Source organism: Paenibacillus terrae (genome assembly GCF_000943545.1).
Taxonomy (GTDB): Bacteria; Bacillota; Bacilli; order Paenibacillales; family Paenibacillaceae; genus Paenibacillus; species Paenibacillus terrae_A.
In genome coordinates this window covers 1-19,404 of the sequence record NZ_JTHP01000046.1, presented here as the reverse complement: position 1 = coordinate 19,404, position 19,404 = coordinate 1, and the positions used below count along the sequence as shown (strand labels likewise).

Here is a 19,404-nt window from a genome sequence, read left to right as displayed (position 1 = left end):
ACCAGCTCCTGAAGGCTTTGAAAAACCGTCAGATAGTACATATTTGTCAAGGGGTAAAGCCTGATTTCCGGCCTGCTAAAACCTGGATTAGGCTTTTTCCATGCTGGTCTGCTACAAAAAATAGTTCAACATTAAATAGCATACGGAGGGAACAATCGTGGATCACATCAAAGAGATTTTGGAATACAACCGCGTTTTCGTGGAAAACAAAGAATACGAAGCCTATCGTACAGGCAAGTTCCCCAATAAAAGAATGGTCATCATTACCTGTATGGATACGCGTCTGACCGAACTGCTGCCCAAAGCCATGAATCTGCGCAACGGTGATGTCAAAATTATTAAAAATGCGGGTGCGATCATCTCCCAGCCTTTTGGAAGCGTTATGCGTAGTGTGCTCGTTGCCCTGTATGAGCTGGAAGCGGATGAAGTGCTCGTCATAGGCCATTACGAATGCGGTATGGCCGCGCTGAATGCCGACCACATGGTCAATGAAATGCTGGAGCGTGGGATTTCTCAAGAGGTACTAAGCACTTTGGAAAATTCAGGAATTAAACTAAACAAATGGCTGAAAGGTTTTGACAACATCGAGGAAGGGGTTAGAAGTACCGTAAAGCTTATTAAGAATCACCCCTTGCTCCCGCCTAATGCGCCTGTTCACGGTATGGTCATCCATCCGGACACCGGGGAGCTAACGCTGGTTGTTGATGGAAATAAGCAGTGAAAATCCTATAATTAACATTTAAGAGGGTATCTTTAGGCCGTATTTTACGACCTAAAGATACCCTCTTTTTTATGAAAATAAGCACATATGAGTGTATGTCGACCGGATCTAATTTTGGCTAACCTGTGAACGGCCTATCTGAAAGTTGTCAAACCATACAGTTTCAGTGTACACTTTTCATGAAGCGGCAGAACACCTGCCGTAGAGCCGCTATAACCGTTACTAAGATGGATGAAGGAGATAAAATCTATGAATTTACTATCGTATGGTCTGTTGGGCCTTCTCGCCAGAGAAGAATCCTCCGGCTATGATCTGATGCTGCGTATTCAGCCTTTTTGGCAGGCCAAGCACAGTCAGATCTATCCACTGCTAGCGCGTATGGAAAGCAAGGAATTGCTTGCTTCCCGCTGGATTCAGCAGTCCGACAAACCTGATAAAAAAATGTATACCATTACAGACAAGGGAATTCATATGCTTCAGCAATGGTCCCAGGAATCACTGGCCGCTCCGGTCACACGGGACGAATTAAGTCTGCGGCTGTTCTGTCTCTGGCTGACGGACAAAAGCAGTGCCAACCGTATGCTGGAGGAACGCAAGCGTCATTTTATTCAGCGAATACGGCACCTTGAGGACATTCTGAACGACATTCCCGACGAGGATCTGCATTTTGGCAGCAAAAACTTCGGTGATTACATTCTCGTGCAAAAAGGGCTTATGAATGCCAAAGCGGGTCTGGAGTGGTGCCAAATGGTACTGCGTATGTTGCTTGCCGGAGATGTAAGAGCTGACACTAATCCATTTTCACTTAAACCATAAGACTGAATGCTTTAGTCCAATCATGCATAGGCTTTATATATCAATAAAATTTGAATGTTTTAAATTTTTTGAAACCCTTTTCTATCCGTTTCGTATTACTGGTAAGCGGCTGTTTGACCTATATCAAACCAACATACCAAGGGGGATTATATTTACATGAAAAAAACATTTACTTTGAAAAATATGATGATGCTGATGATGGCCTTTACCCTGCTGATTGTTATGGTCGCACCATCTACAGCCGACGCGAGGCGAGGCGGCGGATTTAAATCCGGGCAAAAAACGTACCAATCTACACCGAGCAAGGCCACTAACAGCAACGGCGTCAATAAGTCCGATAGTGGCACCAAATCCAGTGCAACTGCGGGTAATACAAGCAGAACGGGTGGATTCCTTGGCGGTGGCGGCGGATTCCTGAAAGGCATGATGCTAGGTGGTTTGGCAGGTATGCTCTTCGGCGGACTGTTCGGTAATATGGGCGCACTGGGCAGCTTGCTTGGCCTAGCGGTCAACGTTCTCGCTATATACGTCCTGATCATGGTTGGAGTAGGTATCTACCGTGCTATTAAAAATCGTCGCAGACCTGACGATTCCCGTGGAGGACGTTACTAAGTTATGATTTTAAGTATGGATGAAATTGTAAATGCCATCTGTCTGCATATGGCTGAACGCAAAGGCGTCCAGCCCACTGATGTGACTGTAGAATTAAGCTGGGAAGAGGATACAGGATATTCGGCAGAAGTCCATGTACAGGGCCGCAGCCAGTATCTGGTGGAAGCCAACATGATTGAGGCCATCCTGAGATACCTGCATTCCGAGTACAATATCCGTGCCTATCGCGAGCAGGTCAGACTGGATCTGGACGAAGAAATTACAGCCATTGTCCAGAACTAACTCTGCATTTCGCATAGATTAGTCGTGCTAAGCACGCTATACAACATCAGAACCGACCTTTGCTTGATGCAAGGGTCGGTTCTTTTTTTGACACCGTTTCTTGTTATAGCTTCTTCGAAATGTGGAAATATAGTGTGAAGTACGTAGCTCCAGTAAAGGCCCAGCCACATCCTTATTTATTGATCAGGCACTTAATGCGGTTGACACTTTAATTTAATTATTATATATTTCATTCAACGGACGGTTAATGAATATGAAAGAAGATGATGTATGTAGTGCATACTCCAAAAAACTCTCGACAGATCCAAGCTGCAGAAACACGTCGAAAAATTCTGCAACAAGCTAAAATACTGTTTTTTAGGGAAGGCTATCATAAAACTACAGTAAGAAGCATTCATAGAGCATTAAATATGGCAGATGGCATTTTGTATCATTATTTTCCTGGTGGGAAAAGAGAATTGCTGACTGTTCTTATTCAAGAAGGATTCGAAGAACAACTAGGAAAACTTAATTCATCTAATTCAGATTTAGAATCCCTTCCATTAAAGGAAGCATTGAAAAAGACATATGAATTGGGAAATGAATTGTTTACGGGGGACATAGAACTCATGCGTATTTTGTTCAGAGAAAGTGATGTGATGGAGCTTTCTGAAACCATTCACCTTTCAAATTTACTTCATGAGCGGCTCCAATGGTTCGCAGGTTTTTTGCAGAGAAGATATGAAAAAGGCGAAGTACGTAAAATGAACTTTGAAATCGCAGCTAAACAGTTCATGTCTATGAGTATACAGGATATTGTAAGCAAATTGATCAATATTGAATTATTAAGCGACCTTTCCAGAGATATTACCAGGGAACAAATTATTGATCATATGCTCGATTTATGGAACCCCTTGACATCATAATCGTGTCAAGGGGTTTAATAGGAAATTAAATTCAACAACCGGTTAATGAAATTTAAATTGCTGACGAAAGCTGAGGTTATTATAATGTCTGAAACGATTAAAATTCATGTACTGCACTGCGGCCAAGTTCAAACCGACATGGCTCTGCCATTTAACCAAAACACACTCAACCCTATTGCTTTTACAGGGATTTTCAGGTCAAAAAAATATCAGAATAAGCTGCCTGTTTCCGCTTATTTAATCGAACATCCTAAGGGCCTCGTATTAATTGATACCGGTTGGCACACCGATGTACGTAAAGATCAGCGCAAATACATGGGTAGAATTCATTACCAAATTAATAAAGCTATTCTTCCAGAAGGTCAGGCAATTGATGAACAACTTCAGAATTTGGGTGTGAAAATAAAGAATTTAGATTATGTCATTTTAAGCCATCTCGATATTGATCATGCGAGCGGTATTAAACTGGTAAGCAAAGCTAAGAATATTTTGACTAGTGACATTGAATGGGAAGCCGCGCCCAAAAGCAAACATCGCTACTTACAACATATGTGGGAAGGAGTACCGATCAGGACCTTCTCTTTTAAACCATCAGAATATGGTCCACAACATCAGTCATTTGACTTATTTGGTGATGAATCTTTAATTTTTGTGCACACTCCTGGTCATTCCCATGGTTTGTCAGCTACTATTGTAAAAAATAACGGGAAATTTGTTCTCTTAACTAGTGATACAGGATATGCAAAAAAGTCTTGGGAGGAAATGATTCTTCAGGGTGTACTTGTTAATAAACAACAGGCCATTGAATCGTTGAAGTGGGTCAAACATATGAGTAATGAACCTAACTGTATAGAAGTGATCGCTAATCATGACCCAGACATTAAGCCGCATACGATTGTGTTATGATGAGTCATATCTTTGGGGGGCGTTAAGCAAAAGCCCATCCCGATGCCAATTGGAAATAAATCAACTTCCAAGCAATCGGTGATGGGCTCATTTGCATTAGTCAAATCGGTATACCACACTACAGTATTTTAGCTACCATTAGAAGTTTGAATTCATCTACCTTTGCGGCACCCTTTCGAGCAAGCCGCGACCGTACATTTCCCGAAACGGCTGCTCCTCCATATGGATATAGCCGATATAGCAGCCGCATTCCTTCATCCGGCACGGGCGATTGGCGCTCAGACCTTCCAGACCATCCCTGTACAGGTGCCCAATCACACGTCGATCCTGATAGCAATGCTTTACTCGTCCGTCGCCCTGGACATAAAATACATCCTCCCCAGCGCGACACGCCCGCCCCTGGCTACTGTAATCCTGCAAATTCCATTGAAAATAGGGATCTATAGCCGTTAATTCAGCAATCTCGGCTTCGGTATAATAATGTGGCCGATCCTTGTAAGCGTTGACCCACAAATATACATCCTTCGGAAGCCGCGATCGCAAGGAATGAATAGCGGGAAAGGCCTGTCTCAATCCCACGGTGCCGACACTGTAGGAAATACCAAGTTCATATAGCTTCATACCTTGAGATATAAAAGCCGGCTCCTTCGTCTCTCCCGGATGATACGTCGCCCACAGCGCAGCCGTCCTCGGATTCAGTTCCTTGGCCCAATCCAGCTTAGTGGACAGATTCGTCTGTACAGCCACTTTATCCACATGCGCCATATGGGAAAACTCAATCATGGCCTTGCGGTACCAGGAATGAATGAGAGCTTCTCCATACGGATTAAAAAATATGGATAGTCGATGCCCCAAAGTTCCCTGTTCCCGTACCCAATCGGCAAAACGCTCCAGCTGCGCCCGATCCTTGTTCAATGTTTCACGGCTATCCACGTTTTTGCTGAACGGGCAGTAAGGGCAAGCATAGTTGCACGAAGTCAACGAACCACGATAATATAGGGTTGCTCTCATGCGCCTACGTAGCCTTCCATCCGCTCCCGTACTGCCGTGGATATCATCCAGTCGCCAATCGCATCGGAATAAGCCATTCCTTCCTCGGTCAGTTGCAGTGTGTCGTCTACAACCACCGCCATACCAGATTCCAATAGCAAGGACATTCCTGCAAAATCATCCGCCAGAGACGCATCGAAGCGCGCGGCGTAAGCAGATAGCTCCAGACCTTCACGATGGAGAAGTGCCTTCAGAATAAAACGCCGCTTGCTCTCCTCCACATTTAAAATAAAGCCGTAATCAGCCAGATCATGACGCTCGGCGGCGACATAATCAGCAATAATACCGCGCGTTGCGGCTGCACTAACACCGTATCGGCTGGCATAGTGGACATTACGCGTATAGGAGCGCGCACCGCAGCCCAGACCGGTCATGCCTTCCTCCTGACAGCTGTATGGCAGCAGCTCCTTGCCGGGTGCATCATCATTTTTGGCAAAACGGCGCATGGAATATTGTACATATCCCGCCTGTTTGAGTCTTTCACGTGCTACTTCGTACAAGCTGAGACGAATATCATGATCCAGCCCGGTATAGCCTGGCTTTAAAATCGTATTTTCCCGAATGTATAATGGGTAAATAAAAATTTCACCCGGTGCGTAAGATAATGCCTCTTCCAGAGAATACAGCCACGTTTCCGCCGTTTGACCGGGGAGACCATAGATTAGATCTACGTTCAACAGCGGAAAATCGTACTCTACCAGCCGCGCAAGCGCTTCACGCACAAGCTTGGGCTTCTGAGGGCGGTATATGGCCGCACTCTCCGACTCCACAAAGCTCTGAATCCCCATGCTGACACGGTCCGTTCGGCGGCGCTTGAGCACCTCCAGCCGATCTTCGGTTACCGTATCCGGCGACGTCTCCACCGAAATGGAAGCATGCTCCGGGTCTAAACCCATCAGATTTTCCGCAATGTCAAACAATCGTTCGACCAAAGGAGCCTCCAGCAAGGTTGGCGTACCGCCGCCGATGGCAAAGCGTGAAAACGGCCGTCTGCCCATGATTGGCGCCCATTGTCGGGCTTGTCTTTCAAGCGCATCCACATACTCCTTATGCACATCCAGCCGCTTGTCAGGCAAAGTGAACAGGTTACAGAATCCACAACGAGCCGCGCAAAACGGAATATGCATATACAAAAAATAGCTCTCCAGCTCCTCCTTCTCCCACAACTCTTGCAGTGAGAGCGGTGTATCAAAAGGCCGATAGGCCGTTTTATGCGGGTAAGAGTACAAATAGGAGCGGTAGGGAGCTTCACGGATCGTGCGTGCCCATTCAACAGGGTTCTCAGGCCATAGAGACCTTGATGTTGAGCCTGTGTCCAGCCCCGCAGGGGGATTGGCTCCTGCTCCCGTTAGAAGCGAGTGATTCAGATTCATGGCTTTCATTTCTGCTCCCTCCTCGCGCTGGATTGATTCTTTACATTTTACCAGTGCAATCTAAAATTTCTTGTGCCCTACAACACAAATTCGCGGTAAGGCACATTCCATACTACCTCATGAGCTAGACGATGCCCTTCGTAGCCATCTTCCCCATAAGCCGTACCATGATCGGAAAAGGCCAAGCAAAACGTCTTTCCCCGTTCTCGTAATGCGTCGAACAAACGTCCAAGCTGCCCATCCACATAACGCAAGGCTGCGCGTTGGGACTCCACCGAATCCTTGGCTGAGCCCCCCAGAAAATAGTGATTAGGGCCATGAATAGCTGATACATTCAGGAACAAAAACAGCCGCTGCGCCGGGTCCGCCTTCTCCAGCAGCTTTAGGGTATGATTCACCTGATGCTCCGTCGAACGGGGATTCGTAACGCCGAAGGTCATACGCCAGTAGCTTTCCTGAAAATACCCCGGCAACACCTTGGCAAGCTTGTTTTTTTTCGTAAAAAAAATAACGCCACCAATGCAAATAGTCCGGTAGCCCTCACCCGCCAGCCCGGATACAATATCCGGTGCATCAAACAGCCACGTATGCGGATGCGTTCGCAATCCCGTATCTTTTGTATGAAACAGCCGTATGTGAGAGGCCTTATCCGTATTGGCTGGTGTAGGCAAAAATCCACCAAAAAACGCATGATGTGCAGCATAGGTAAAGCTGCCCGGCGTATGGCGTTTTTCCCATGGTCCAGACTCGCACAGATTCGGACAGTTCTCCTCCTCCAGCTTGGCTACATCGTAACGCAGCGTGTCGAGCGTAATCATGACAATATCATGAGAACCGACAATCTGGTTCATATCGGTCATAACGAGTCTTTCCTTTCCAAAGTTGCAGTCCCATTGGCGAGATGCAGCATTTCCCATTCATAAGGATTCCAGCCCTGATGTTTTACCCGGTATAGCAGGTCTCCGAACGGATTTACATCCAGCATGTATGGACGACCACCATGCGCCGGAACCAGCACATCCAGCCCAGCAACCATAGAGGCCGGAAAAGCGCTCATTGCGGCTTCCGCAGTCTGCTGCACCGATTCTACCGTATCCTGCGGCAATCCGGCGTCCTCCAGCAACAGCCGTTCATTGCGCAAATGCAGATTCGTAATTGGGCTTCGGCTTAAACGTAAAACGGCATGACAAGCCTCTGATCCACAAACGAGCTGGCGTACATCGTAAACACGTCCGCTCAGACTCGCTTTAGGTATCCAGCGCTCCACATGCACCCCTTCCGAGCATAGCCAGCCCAGGATGGCATGAATGTCCTGCTTGTCCGTATAACGGCGCAAGCGTCCGGCATTGTAATACACACGCTGTCCGTGTACGATTTCCGTTCCAACGGTGGTTACCGCCAGCTCTGCTCGTGTCCGCGGATGCACCTGATAGGCCATTACACCGGAAGCACCGGACCCGCAAAATATTTTCACAAACAGACGGTGAACCCCGCTCTCCATTATCGCTGCGTGCAGATCAGCAACATCACGAAAGGTACCGTCTGGTGGTGTGAGCACAGGCGGAACCCTTATGCCCGCCTTGTTCAATACGGCGCTGCAACGCCGTTTGTCGAACATCACAGCCACTTCCTCCGGATCATTCATCCAGCGCGATGAGGGCCATAGCAGGGCCGCTTCTTGCCGTAGCCACGCCAGCAGACGGCAATAGCCCCGGAACCATTGTGCCGGGTGCCAAATACGACCGTGCTGCTCCAGCAGGCCTCGCGCTTCTGACGCCAATATACCTGGGCTATGTGCTAATTCCGCCCACGGCAACAAAGAATCGTCTCCCTCCGTATCCGGGGCTCCCAAAGCAATCAATTCACGCTCTACCTCAAAGCTTTCACCCGGTGCATCCAGACGAAGCAGCGGACTAATGTCCGCCCTTCCCGTCTGTAACTGGCGAATGCTCTCTTGCACATAAACACTAGCATTTACGCTGTCTGGCGCAGCCTGTGCAGCTATTCGGGCCAACAACTCCCCCAGACTTTGCTTCTCCCGGATGGCTTCCAGCACATTTTTATAGGAAATCTCAACAGCGGGCGGCAGCTTCAATCTGCTTCGCGCCTCCTGTAGTCCTGTGGTCCGCCGATTCTCCGGATTGCCGAACAAAATAAACGGCTCGCTGACATTGCTGTCTGATATCCCAACCATAAAGCCGCCTCACCTCACTTACTCAGTCAACGATGGATAACGCCAATCATCTTCCTCGTCCGCTTGCTGCTGATCCTCCACATTTACAGATAGTCCTGAGTTTTTCCAACGTTTCATCATTTCATCAGACATATAATGATAGCTCAAATCCAGGTGCTTCAGCCCTTTGATGCTTTCGCTAGCCAGTAGTGCCTCTGCCCCTTTATCGGACAACGTGCCTTGAGACAGATCCAGTACCTCCAGTTGTCCAATCACAGGTGCGTTTGCCGCAGCAATCGCGATTTCATCCTGTATTTCACTATCCTTCAGCCCCAAATAGGTAAGCTTGGGAAAAAGATTGTCGTTCAGGAACGGTAATACATCCTCCAGACCACCGTCAAAGCCGTATTGATCCACGCCCAAATACAACTCCAGCTTGCGCAGCTCAGGCAGCTCTGCATTACGAATTTCCTGAAGGACACTCGCAGGTAAACCTCCGCAAATAATAACCAATTCCTGAAGGTTTTTATGCCGTAACGGCTCCAGGCTCAGGTCCTGACTTCCTTTGACATAAAAGGATTCCAAAGCTGGAAACGCCTCCAACAGCGGAGACAGATTCGTCTGGTTAATCCACGAAACCTCACACTCATCATATTCCATATCCCCGATAAACAGCTTACGCAGCTTCGGAAATTGATCTTTGTGCTTTACCAGCACTGGTATAAAATCCTCAGGCGATTGTTCATAGGCTCCGCCCCAGTCTCCAATAATCAAATCCGTTATTTCTGCGCTCTCTGGCTTGACTGCCAGTTCTTCAATAGAATTAGCCATCGTTTGACCCTTCTCATAAGCTTCATAATCCACTACCAGCTTTACTTCCATCTCGTAATACCTCCGATCACTCATCTAAAAATGTAATAAATCCCTATCTCGCAAACTATCTATTTCCAGTTTAGTCTATCCTATCACACCAATGTTCGTCAAAAATAGACCCCTAACGACATCAATCCTATGTAAAATGTGCGCAATGAAATTAAAGCAGGGCAGCCCGGTAAAATTACTCCAGTCTGCCCTGCACTTATACTAACTAATAAATCTCTACTATATAATACAATAGATTTTGAAGCCCAATTATTGGCTAATGGTGATCGGCGAGTTATCAGACAGCAACGCCAGATTATTCACGATTACATTCTCTTCGTTGCTCAATCCACTGGTAACCAGTGTTTGGGAGCCTGTCGTCTGAACCGTCTTCACTTCCTTGCGTTTCGCATGGTCACCATTCACAACGTATACATATTGCTTACCTTGATCCTTTTGGATCGCTGCGGCAGGAACGACAATACCTTCTTGTGCATTCGCAGCGACAAAGCTGATATCAGCCAGCATACCGGATTTCAGTTTCACGTCCGGATTAGCCACCGAAATTTTCACAGGATATCCTTTTCCACTTGCGTCTAACGGGCTTACATTTTTAACTGTACCTGTTGTCACAATATTGGAAGCTGCTACACGTACCTGTACCTTGTCGCCTGCTTTTACATTGTTGATCTGCTCAGCCGGTACATAGATCAGTGTATTAACTGTACTCAGGTTGGCAATGACCAGCGCAGGCGCCTGAGCGGATACCATTTCGCCTACTTCTGCATTTTTCGTACCTACAATACCGTTAATCGGTGATGTAATCACTGTATCGTCGAGTGCATCCTGAGCGATGTTCACATTTAGCTGAGCCTGCTTGAGAGACTGTTGGCTGGACTCGATAATCGCTGTATTTTGAGATACCTTCAGTTGATTTTGCGCATTGCTGTAGCCGCTGTTAGCATTACTATAGCTGTTTTTTGCTGAATCGTAGCTGTTACGGGCCGTAGTGAGCGCCTTCTGAGCAGCCACCAGTTGGTCCTGGGCATTAGCCTGTGCGTTCTGCGCATTGTTGTATGCCGCTTCTGCGTTCACAACGGCTGTTTTTGCTTGTTCCAATTGTGCTTGAGTACTTGCACCCGCATCAAACAGGCTTTGAGTACGCGTTACATTTTTCTGAGAATCCGCCAGCGCTTGCCGCGTTTGCTTCACCGTATTGGCCGCCGAGGAGACGCCATGTGTCGCCTGTTCTACGGCTGTAGTAGCCTGATTAATGGCTCCCTGCGCCTGATTGATTGCGCTTTGGGATTGAATCACGCCGCTTTTGGATTGTACTACGCCCGAGTTGGCTTGAACCATCGTCGATTCATGGGATGCCTGAGCAGAACTCACTCCTGCTGCCGCCGCACCTGCTGCGGCGCGGGCCTTCGCTACATTATTCCGCATGTCCTTGTCATCAAGCTTGAACAGCACTTGACCTTTTTTGACCTCTGAGCCAATATCCACAGGCAGTTCAACTACTTTACCGCCCACTTTTGGAACGATATTCACTGTTTCCGAAGGAGTTACCGTTCCTGTATAAATGTTCCCTTGCCCAATGATACCCTGCTGCGCTTGGCTGATCTTGACAGGAACGACCATATCCTGCGCCGCTCCGCTATTACTGGAGCAGCCTGCCAGCACTGCGCCGCCGAGCACTAAGGCCGCTAATGTACTTTCTACTCTCAATATTTTCATGATAATTTCCTTTCTTTCTGTCCGTGGAAATAATGTAAGCCATCCAGTCGATATTTTGTAGTTCTTTATAAAGCTTCCGGCTGTGTCTTTGCTTTCTTCCTCTGAATAAACAAAAAGATTAGTGGAATCGTGCAAAACAGCGGTATGGATGAAATGAGGAACGTATCCGCAATTCCTCTCGATGTGGCATCCAGCGTGATTAAACCACTTATAGATGACACCCAAGAGCTGCCCAACGTCGCTTGCAGCGCATGAGCCGCGTCCGGTGTAACAGTCTCCGAAATTTGTTGGGCATGAGCTGCCGAACGGCTTTGCATAATCGCTGTCAACACTGCTATGGCCATAGATGCTGCAACGGTACGCACCAGATTGGATGCTGTAGACGCATTCGCTACCTTGCTCGGATGAACAGCGTTCATACCAACGGTAGACAATGGCATCATACAAATACCGATTCCCAGGCCCCGAAATGCCATTACGGTTTCCAGCCAAATATGCGGTGTGTCTGGCGTAAGTTGATGCAAATGATATGTCATGAAGCTGGTCAGCGTCAGGCCAACAAGTCCCAGGGGCACAATGCCGAACTTATCAAATAACCGCCCCGCAATCGGCATCATAGCCGCCATTGCAATCGCCTGTGGAATGAGGATGATTCCGGTATCAATCGGTGACACATGCTGAATATTTTGCAAAAATAACGGTGTCAAAAACGTTCCTCCATACATCCCCATCATGACCAGACTGGAGGCAATGACACTAATCGTATATTTTGAGTTTTTAAATAATGAAATTTCAATTACAGCATTGTCTTTTCCGCTTTCCACATAAATAAGAAAGACAAGCGCCCAGAAGGCGACGAACAGTAGAGATACAATTTTAAAAGAAGTCCAGCCATCATGCTGACCGTTTGTCAGTGCGTACAAGAGTGTTCCTGCGCAAGTTGCGGCCAGCAAAAAACCTGGCAAATCAAACGGCTTCGGTGTTGCTTTAGGCGGCTCCTTGATCAGAAGAATAACCATTAAAATTGCAAATAAAGCTACCGGCACACTGACAATAAACAAGAAACGCCAGTTAAACCATTCAATTAAATAGCCACTCAGTGTAGGTCCAACGGCTGGAGCCGCCATTGCGGCGATCCCCCATATCCCGAGGGACATACCGATTTGTTCACGCGGCATGATTTTGTAAATAATCGTCATACTCAGCGGCATAATGACACCGCCTCCCAGACCAGCCAGCACCCGTGCTGCGATCAGGGAAGAATCACTCCATGCAAAAATACATATTCCCGTTCCCAGCGAGAACACGCTGAGCGCAAGTATTAAAAACTTTTTGTATCCGATGCGCTGCTCCATATATCCGGTAATCGGGACGATTACACCAGATGCAAGCGTGTAACCTGTAATAACCCACTGAATACGTGTCGTCGTTGATCCTAAGTCCGTCGTCAATCGAGGAATGGCGACATTGATCAGACTGTTGTTCAAAATGGCGACAAAGGCGCCTAAAACGATGGCAAAAAAAGCAAGCCAGCGTTCTTTGGAAGAATCTGTCGAAGGAGCAGCAGCAGTTTCATTGGCAGCCACATGGACCCCTCCTTTTTAAGGTGTATGGATTTTAACTTCCACGTTCGTTCCTGGAATGAGCTTCATATCCTTCGGCTTGTTAATAGCAATTTCTACAGGCACACGCTGGGTCACCTTGTTAAAGTTACCGCTTGTGTTTACCGCAGGAATGAGCGAGAACACCGCATTTGAGGCTTCGCCCACTTTACGCACTTTGCCTTGAATCGTCTTGTCACCTGCTGCATCAAGCGTAATGTCAACAAGCTGTCCCGGTTTAATGCGGTCAATATCGGTTTCTTCAATATTCGTGGAGACATACAGACTGTTCATATCAACCATGGTCGCAACAGCACTGCCCGGAGAACCGATTTCATGCTCCTTCGAATAAATCTTAATAACGGTACCATTGATCGGCGCACGCAGTACGGACTTGCTGATCATGCTGGAATCCAGCCCCGATACATCCTGCTCGGCAATCGGTTCATTGCGCTGAAGAACATCGCCTTCCTCCACATCAATGTGTGTAATCTCTCCGGAAATTTGCGGCATTACCTTATATTGATCCGCTTGAATACGCGCATCTTCACTCTTAACAAAGTGTGTTGCCTGATACCAATAATAGTAGCCAATGGTTCCGCCGCTCAGAATAAGCAGTATGATGAGAATTGGCAGTACGGTTTTCTTACTCACTTCTTCCACCCCTGTTGTCCAAAAAATTTTTATTATTCAACGCTAATATTTTAATTTCGAAATATTAGGCCATCAAACCAAACCGAGAACGTAAAATAAGCACATGGCAGCATACCATGCAAAAAGAAAGAACATTATCTATGTACATAGGCAATCCTTGTCTATGCTCACACACCGTCTCCTTTTATATTTAAATATTTTCATATAAATATCGTACATTGAAATATTATAGTTACATTTATCTATTCAGGCAATATAAATTTTCAGTTTTTCAAAAAAAATTTCATAAAAAAGAGCCTTGGGAAACAAGGCTCTTTCAACGAAAAGGTATTACTTACATTTAAAGGGTTTAAAAAATGTACTATGAGAAAAGCAAAGGTCCCAATAACCGTTCTTTACGGTTTTTGGCCTCCTGCTGCTCTTTTTTGTTCTTATCCATCCTGTTGCTATTGCCCTGTGATCGTTGTTCCCTTATGCAGGCTCCGCAACGACATCGTTCTGTTGTCGCGTGTACATCCTCTCTGGAGTCCCGCAATAACCGAACGTAATCCAGAGATTGCTGTAAAGAAGCAGGACCCGGGATAAAGCGGACTTTTTTGCCTTCCAGCAAACAGTAGACCTCAATAAGCTGCGGAAGAGCGCCAAATGCATAATAACAAAAAACATTCGTCAAATGTTGAAATGTATGAATTACGTTGGGATTATAATCCACGATGTACTTCTGAATCAGTAAGGAATCGGCTCCAGCTGACAGTTGCCAGGCAGCCTGCACAATAAGCGAAATGTCGACCTCAAGCTCAGGGACCGGCGTGCAAAATTGCTCGTACAACATCACTGGCACTGACAAGTCCCTATTTAACGCACAAATTTTAGACAGCTCGCCTGACACTTTATTTTTGACATCCCAGTAATGGAACAACGATTCGAAGCCGGTTGGCTGTGTGGGCCACCATTTCTCCAGCACATACTGGACGGGGATTTCCCGCCGCACCTCTACTTCCATTCCAAAGTATTCATTTAGCGCATGCCCTACCGCATATTGAACCCGCTGCCTCCAATTCCAGCCTTCACGCCCGCGTTTTCCCTGCGATTGACGGGTAGACTGCGGAGTTCTCCACATCTCCTCAAGCTGATAGTCGTGCAGAAGAGGAAAGCCGCTTAAGCTATCGCTGTTGCGCATACCTATCCCTCGCTCTCTTCTCAGGACACCCCAATACCAGCCTGTGCAAATTGTCTTCCGTAAGCCCGGCAATTTTCCTTCTCATCATCCAGTGGGTTGAATTCGATCTTCAAGCTCTCCTGAATAACAGTTGCGCCGCGTTCTTTGACTTTTTCCTCTACCAGGTCAACCGCGCCGCAGAATAGTGTATAGGATGTATCTCCGCTGCCAAATACAGCGGTCTTTTTACCGGATAGATCAAGCTCATCCAGTTCCTCGTAAAAATCTAAAAATTCATCAGGAAGCTCACCATCTCCCCATGTATATACACCCAACAGGAACCCGTCATAACCGAGCAGTTCCTGCGCGCTGCAATCATACGAAGCCTTCAACTCCGCCTCATGTCCTGCCTGGCGGACGCCTTCGGCGATCAATTCTGCGATTTCCTCTGTATTACCAGTCATACTGGCATAAGCAATCATGATTTTACCCAAGTTCATCCCTCACTTTTGTTTGACATATGGAATGCATTCATTCCCTATTACTCAAATAATATTTGATAATGATTCTCATTGTCAAATATTAATTTCAAATAAGTGTTTTACACATGGTGCAACATACGCAAAACAGCCGCATAGCATGCGGCTGTTCGCTGATAAACCCTATGAGTAAGCTGCTTCAACAAGCAGCTTGTTTATTTATTGCATCCATTATTTATTACGCCAGTACAGTTCATTCCATTGCAGCTCCTGACGGAACTGACGGATGTTCGTGTTGTTGTCAATGACGACGGCTTCTATGCCTGTCAGCTCTGCGTAATCCAGCAATTGCTCAGTGGTTACAGCATAGGACAACACCGTATGATGCGCTCCACCCGCATGAATCCATGCTTCTGCGGACACTTCCAGCGAAGGCTCTGGTTTCCACAAAACGCTGGCTACAGGCAGTTTCGGCATTTGGTTTTTATTTTCCACAGCATGGATTTGGTTAATGATCAGACGGTAACGTCCTCCCAGCTCAATGATGGATGCTACGAGCGCTTTACCCGGTTTGCCTTCAAAAATAAGACGAGCCGGATCGGCTTTGCCGCCAATACCCAACGGTTGAACATCAATACGCGGTTTGTTCACAGCAATCGTCGGACATACCTCCAGCATATGAGAACCCAAATTCAGTTCATTGCCCGGCTCCAAATGATATGTGTAATCTTCCATAAAGGAAGTATCCACATTATTCGCCATCAGCTTCATCAGGCGCGTCAACGCTGCCGTTTTCCAGTCACCCTCGCCACCGAATCCGTAGCCTTGAGCCATCAATCGCTGAACAGCCAAACCAGGCAGTTGTTTCAGACCATGCAGGTCTTCAAACGTTGTCGTAAAGGCTCCGAATTCTCCGTCCTGTAAAAACTTTTTCAAGCCCAGCTCAATACGGGCCTGCTCCAAAATGGAATCACGTACTGTACCCGGTTGCTTGGCTTCTGCGGACAACTCATACAGGTCGTTATACTCCTCGAACAGAGAGTTGATATCCCCCTCTGACACGCTATTAACGACCTCAACCAGATCACCCACACCATAGCCGTTGATCGACCAGCCCAACTGGGCCTGAGCAGATACTTTGTTGCCGTCGGTTACAGCTACTTCACGCATATTGTCACCAAAACGGGCTACTTTGAGATTTTGGCTTTCGCTATAAGCAGCAGCCGTGGACATCCAACCGCCGATGCGTTTCTGAACGCCTTCTTCCTCCCAATAGCCTACGACGACTTTGCGAGTTACACCCAGACGGGCACCGATAAAGCCAAATTCACGGTCACCATGCGCGGATTGGTTCAGGTTCATAAAGTCCATATCAATACTATCCCAAGGGATATCACGGTTAAATTGAGTATGCAGGTGCAATAAAGGCTTTGCCAAACGCGTCAAGCCAGCAATCCACATTTTCGCCGGAGAAAATGTATGCATCCAGGTAATAATCCCTGCGCACAGGTCATCCCCGTTCGCATCAATAATAAGACGGCGAATCGCGTCAGAATTTGTCAGAACCGGCTTTAATACCACTTCAAATGGTAAATGACCACTTCGGTTCAATCCCTCTACAATTTGACGAGAATGCTCTTGTACCTGATCAAGCGTCTCGGGTCCATACAAATGCTGACTTCCTGTAGCAAACCAAAATTTAAACGGTTTCATAATTAAAAATTCCTCCTGTCAGGAAATAAGTATAGTTGCAGCTGTATTCATAGGTAAAATATTATGTACGTACAATCTAATATTTTTCTCAATATTATGATGAAAAATGATTAGTTGTACGTACAAGTTGGATTGACTTCATTTTAATATGGAAGCGCTCTAATTACAAGTGTATTCGGCAAAAAATATTTTTCATCTGGAAACTGAGCACTTCTCCTAGGTTAATGTCCTAAGCATCCTGGTAAACAAGCACGTAAGCCCTAATAGTCATGACATATCAAACAATGCCAAGCCCTATAAGTAGGACTTGGCATTGTTGTGAGGAAACTTCCACACAAAGTTGATCATCTATTTTACATGAAAAACAGGCATTAAAACTTTTAACTTACTTCATTTGTTGCATGAGGATGCTCCAACCCACCTGCCTTCTCTAATGGAATTTCAAACTGACGAACTGTCTTGATAAAGAACATGATTAATCCAGACAATACGGTAGTCAGGGCGCTGAAAAACAAGACCTCAGGCAGTGAGAATCGCAAAGCTAACGCGCCGCCAATCAGAGCTCCCAGCGGAAGGGCCGCATTCGAGAGGGTATTCGTAAAGGCGATCACACGTCCTAACAGCGGTAAGGGAGTAATAATTTGGATCAAAGACATTTGCAATACATTAATTATGCCTGTAAAAGCACCTATTAGGAGAGTCGCCAGTAGTTTCATCCACATCTGGGGCATCACGGAAAACAGGAAAATGGCAAGTCCTGTAGCTACCCATGCAGCTGCAATAGTAAGACCGTTCCTTTTAAGCACATTTACCAGAAAAGAACCTACAAAAATGCCGATGAAATAAGAAATATACAGCAAACTGTAATAGATTGGCGAACCGTAATCGACAGCTATGGAGGGCATAGTAATAATCAGAAAAGCCATTGAAAAGTTAGCAAGAGCAAAGAATGGCAACATAATTCGCAAAAAGGTGTGGCGTTTTACAAAGGTATATCCTTCTTTCAGTTCTCTCCAATAGTGCCCTAATGTTAGCGAGCCCTCGATATGTGTCCCTTCCGTTGAATGAGTGTCGAGCTGTTTGCTGAGTCTAATATATACGACACCTGCAAGGAACAGCATACCGCTAGCCAGTAAAAAGGTGTTTTGCATGCCCATAGCGATAATGAGCGAAGCTCCAGCCAGATAACCAGCGATATTAATGATCTGGTCCGACGATGAAATCATAGAGTTCGCCCTAATAATTAAATCTGGTGCACGAACAAGTTGAGGCAGCATTTTACTGTTAGCCGGATAGAACAGCATGGAGAAGCAAGACGCTATAAAAACGATCGCGAGGATAATTATCAAATTGGTCATCCCGTCTCGAATAAGAAACGGGACAATCGAAATTAGAATCGCCTGCGCAAACAAAGCAATGCTGGCCAAGCGTGCGGGTGAATAACGATCTACGAGTGGCCCAACAAAAAAGCTGAAAATAGATGCTGTAGATACCGCCGCATACGTGAAGCTGGTAAATGCCACTGACTGCGTCGATTGCTGAACAAAATATAACAACACAATGGAATAAATGCTATCCGCTATATTTGCCACGGTACGTGAAGCAAAAAAGCGGACAAACCGATGGTCTTTGAACAAATGATTCACGTTTTCAGCTCCCTACTGCCGTATGGCTAGGTCAGAAATAATCTTATCGTTAGCAGCTTGCAATATTCGATAGATATCCTCATGTTTCTCTTCATATGGTAGGCGCAGGAATATTTGAAGTACTGCTCCAGTATGGGCTGCTTCAAAGAAAATTACTTCTTCTCCGTCAACTAAGGTTGTACTTCTGTTTAAGGTGCTCAACATCTTCGAGGCCTCTTGCATTTCTCCCAGGTAATTGAACACGATCGGTAATTGTCCAAGTCCCTTTTTTAGCATACTGCTTGCTTGTGGATACATAGGCTCCATTTCTTCATTAAAAATTAAATTAAAGAAGTTTAAATGATGATTTGCAGCAACGCTTAATTGTTTTTTGATCACCGCATGATAAGATAGCATTTCTTCCTTATGGAGTAACACGGGAATATGATCAATGTATTCTCCCACGGATTCAAAGTAATTCCGATCCCCATACTGTCTTCCATACTGCGTTAACCATAACGGAATTTCGGATTTTCGGAAATAAACACCAAAAAATTGGAATGCCATTTGTAGCGAAATATCCCATAGGTTTACAGAATCATTCTGCATTGAAATACTCGGTAGTGCTATATCCCATTGATACGTTGTCATTTGTCCATATTTGAATTCCCGGGTCAGCTTATAAATTTGACTTGTACTCTCAACAAATGACTGGAGCTTATATTGCTCAACAATTT

General features: G+C 46.0%; 18 protein-coding genes and 1 pseudogene. 6 read left to right on the top strand and 13 right to left on the bottom strand.

Features of this window, described 5'->3' with window-relative positions:
- Positions 1 to 157 precede the first annotated feature (157 nt).
- From QD47_RS19995 to QD47_RS19970, 6 genes are all read left to right on the top strand, one after another.
- Positions 158 to 721: a beta-class carbonic anhydrase gene (locus QD47_RS19995; RefSeq protein WP_044647778.1), complete on the top strand. Its 564-nt coding sequence runs from the start codon at positions 158 to 160 to the stop codon at positions 719 to 721.
- 249 nt (positions 722 to 970) lie between these two features.
- The gene (locus tag QD47_RS19990) at positions 971 to 1,537 is read left to right on the top strand and encodes a PadR family transcriptional regulator (RefSeq protein WP_044647777.1); all 567 of its coding nucleotides are present in this window, start codon (positions 971 to 973) and stop codon (positions 1,535 to 1,537) included.
- A gap of 156 nt (positions 1,538 to 1,693) precedes the next feature.
- Positions 1,694 to 2,149, top strand: a complete 456-nt coding sequence (locus QD47_RS19985; protein WP_044647776.1) for a hypothetical protein — start codon at positions 1,694 to 1,696, stop codon at positions 2,147 to 2,149.
- 3 nt (positions 2,150 to 2,152) lie between these two features.
- Complete coding sequence (locus tag QD47_RS19980; protein WP_044647775.1) at positions 2,153 to 2,431, top strand: YxcD family protein; 279 nt, start codon at positions 2,153 to 2,155, stop codon at positions 2,429 to 2,431.
- Between the two features lie 275 nt (positions 2,432 to 2,706).
- A complete protein-coding gene (locus QD47_RS30145; RefSeq protein ID WP_052646820.1) occupies positions 2,707 to 3,336 on the top strand; it encodes a TetR/AcrR family transcriptional regulator in 630 nt (209 codons plus the stop codon).
- Between the two features lie 84 nt (positions 3,337 to 3,420).
- Positions 3,421 to 4,242, top strand: a complete 822-nt coding sequence (locus QD47_RS19970) for an N-acyl homoserine lactonase family protein (RefSeq protein WP_044647803.1) — start codon at positions 3,421 to 3,423, stop codon at positions 4,240 to 4,242.
- Positions 4,243 to 4,398: 156 nt separating this feature from the next.
- On the opposite strand, the gene QD47_RS19965 is transcribed toward QD47_RS19970, so the two are convergent.
- From QD47_RS19965 to QD47_RS32190, 13 genes and pseudogenes are all read right to left on the bottom strand, one after another.
- Positions 4,399 to 5,253: an STM4011 family radical SAM protein gene (locus QD47_RS19965; protein ID WP_044647774.1), complete on the bottom strand. Its 855-nt coding sequence runs from the start codon at positions 5,251 to 5,253 to the stop codon at positions 4,399 to 4,401.
- A complete protein-coding gene (locus tag QD47_RS19960) occupies positions 5,250 to 6,674 on the bottom strand; it encodes an STM4012 family radical SAM protein (RefSeq protein ID WP_044647773.1) in 1,425 nt (474 codons plus the stop codon). The genes QD47_RS19965 and QD47_RS19960 overlap by 4 nt, the downstream gene beginning before the upstream one ends.
- 68 nt (positions 6,675 to 6,742) lie before the next feature.
- Positions 6,743 to 7,525, bottom strand: a complete 783-nt coding sequence (locus QD47_RS19955) for an STM4013/SEN3800 family hydrolase (RefSeq protein ID WP_044647772.1) — start codon at positions 7,523 to 7,525, stop codon at positions 6,743 to 6,745.
- Positions 7,522 to 8,859 (bottom strand): STM4014 family protein, encoded by a 1,338-nt coding sequence (locus QD47_RS19950; RefSeq protein ID WP_044647771.1) that lies wholly within the window; start codon positions 8,857 to 8,859, stop codon positions 7,522 to 7,524. The genes QD47_RS19955 and QD47_RS19950 overlap by 4 nt, the downstream gene beginning before the upstream one ends.
- A gap of 18 nt (positions 8,860 to 8,877) precedes the next feature.
- The gene (locus QD47_RS19945; RefSeq protein ID WP_044647770.1) at positions 8,878 to 9,720 is read right to left on the bottom strand and encodes an STM4015 family protein; all 843 of its coding nucleotides are present in this window, start codon (positions 9,718 to 9,720) and stop codon (positions 8,878 to 8,880) included.
- A 249-nt stretch (positions 9,721 to 9,969) separates the two neighbouring features.
- Positions 9,970 to 11,436: an efflux RND transporter periplasmic adaptor subunit gene (locus tag QD47_RS19940; RefSeq protein WP_044647769.1), complete on the bottom strand. Its 1,467-nt coding sequence runs from the start codon at positions 11,434 to 11,436 to the stop codon at positions 9,970 to 9,972.
- Positions 11,437 to 11,501: 65 nt separating this feature from the next.
- A complete protein-coding gene (locus QD47_RS19935) occupies positions 11,502 to 13,022 on the bottom strand; it encodes a DHA2 family efflux MFS transporter permease subunit (protein WP_044647768.1) in 1,521 nt (506 codons plus the stop codon).
- 15 nt (positions 13,023 to 13,037) lie between these two features.
- Positions 13,038 to 13,691 (bottom strand): HlyD family efflux transporter periplasmic adaptor subunit, encoded by a 654-nt coding sequence (locus QD47_RS19930; RefSeq protein ID WP_044647767.1) that lies wholly within the window; start codon positions 13,689 to 13,691, stop codon positions 13,038 to 13,040.
- Positions 13,692 to 14,052: 361 nt separating this feature from the next.
- Positions 14,053 to 14,871: a hypothetical protein gene (locus QD47_RS19925; RefSeq protein WP_044647766.1), complete on the bottom strand. Its 819-nt coding sequence runs from the start codon at positions 14,869 to 14,871 to the stop codon at positions 14,053 to 14,055.
- A 20-nt stretch (positions 14,872 to 14,891) separates the two neighbouring features.
- Positions 14,892 to 15,350, bottom strand: coding sequence for a flavodoxin (locus tag QD47_RS19920; RefSeq protein ID WP_044647765.1), 459 nt, complete (start codon positions 15,348 to 15,350; stop codon positions 14,892 to 14,894).
- Positions 15,351 to 15,560: 210 nt separating this feature from the next.
- Positions 15,561 to 17,042, bottom strand: a complete 1,482-nt coding sequence (gene araA / locus QD47_RS19915; RefSeq protein ID WP_044647764.1) for an L-arabinose isomerase — start codon at positions 17,040 to 17,042, stop codon at positions 15,561 to 15,563.
- Positions 17,043 to 17,422: 380 nt separating this feature from the next.
- A complete protein-coding gene (locus QD47_RS19910; RefSeq protein WP_044647763.1) occupies positions 17,423 to 18,688 on the bottom strand; it encodes an MFS transporter in 1,266 nt (421 codons plus the stop codon).
- Between the two features lie 12 nt (positions 18,689 to 18,700).
- Positions 18,701 to 19,404: pseudogene (locus QD47_RS32190) on the bottom strand (non-ribosomal peptide synthetase); the annotation flags it as partial.

What these genes read in the sequence shown, in the direction of transcription:
- araA (WP_044647764.1), bottom strand. Translation starts at nt 17,042, where the DNA reads ATGAAACCGTTTAAATTTTGGTTTGCTACAGGAAGTCAGCATTTGTAT.
- QD47_RS19955 (WP_044647772.1), bottom strand. Translation starts at nt 7,525, where the DNA reads ATGACCGATATGAACCAGATTGTCGGTTCTCATGATATTGTCATGATT.
- QD47_RS19970 (WP_044647803.1), top strand. Translation starts at nt 3,421, where the DNA reads ATGTCTGAAACGATTAAAATTCATGTACTGCACTGCGGCCAAGTTCAA.
- QD47_RS19945 (WP_044647770.1), bottom strand. Translation starts at nt 9,720, where the DNA reads ATGGAAGTAAAGCTGGTAGTGGATTATGAAGCTTATGAGAAGGGTCAA.
- QD47_RS19960 (WP_044647773.1), bottom strand. Translation starts at nt 6,674, where the DNA reads ATGAAAGCCATGAATCTGAATCACTCGCTTCTAACGGGAGCAGGAGCC.
- QD47_RS19950 (WP_044647771.1), bottom strand. Translation starts at nt 8,859, where the DNA reads ATGGTTGGGATATCAGACAGCAATGTCAGCGAGCCGTTTATTTTGTTC.
- QD47_RS19965 (WP_044647774.1), bottom strand. Translation starts at nt 5,253, where the DNA reads ATGAGAGCAACCCTATATTATCGTGGTTCGTTGACTTCGTGCAACTAT.
- QD47_RS19980 (WP_044647775.1), top strand. Translation starts at nt 2,153, where the DNA reads ATGATTTTAAGTATGGATGAAATTGTAAATGCCATCTGTCTGCATATG.
- QD47_RS19985 (WP_044647776.1), top strand. Translation starts at nt 1,694, where the DNA reads ATGAAAAAAACATTTACTTTGAAAAATATGATGATGCTGATGATGGCC.
- QD47_RS19925 (WP_044647766.1), bottom strand. Translation starts at nt 14,871, where the DNA reads ATGCGCAACAGCGATAGCTTAAGCGGCTTTCCTCTTCTGCACGACTAT.
- QD47_RS19920 (WP_044647765.1), bottom strand. Translation starts at nt 15,350, where the DNA reads ATGAACTTGGGTAAAATCATGATTGCTTATGCCAGTATGACTGGTAAT.
- QD47_RS19940 (WP_044647769.1), bottom strand. Translation starts at nt 11,436, where the DNA reads ATGAAAATATTGAGAGTAGAAAGTACATTAGCGGCCTTAGTGCTCGGC.
- QD47_RS19990 (WP_044647777.1), top strand. Translation starts at nt 971, where the DNA reads ATGAATTTACTATCGTATGGTCTGTTGGGCCTTCTCGCCAGAGAAGAA.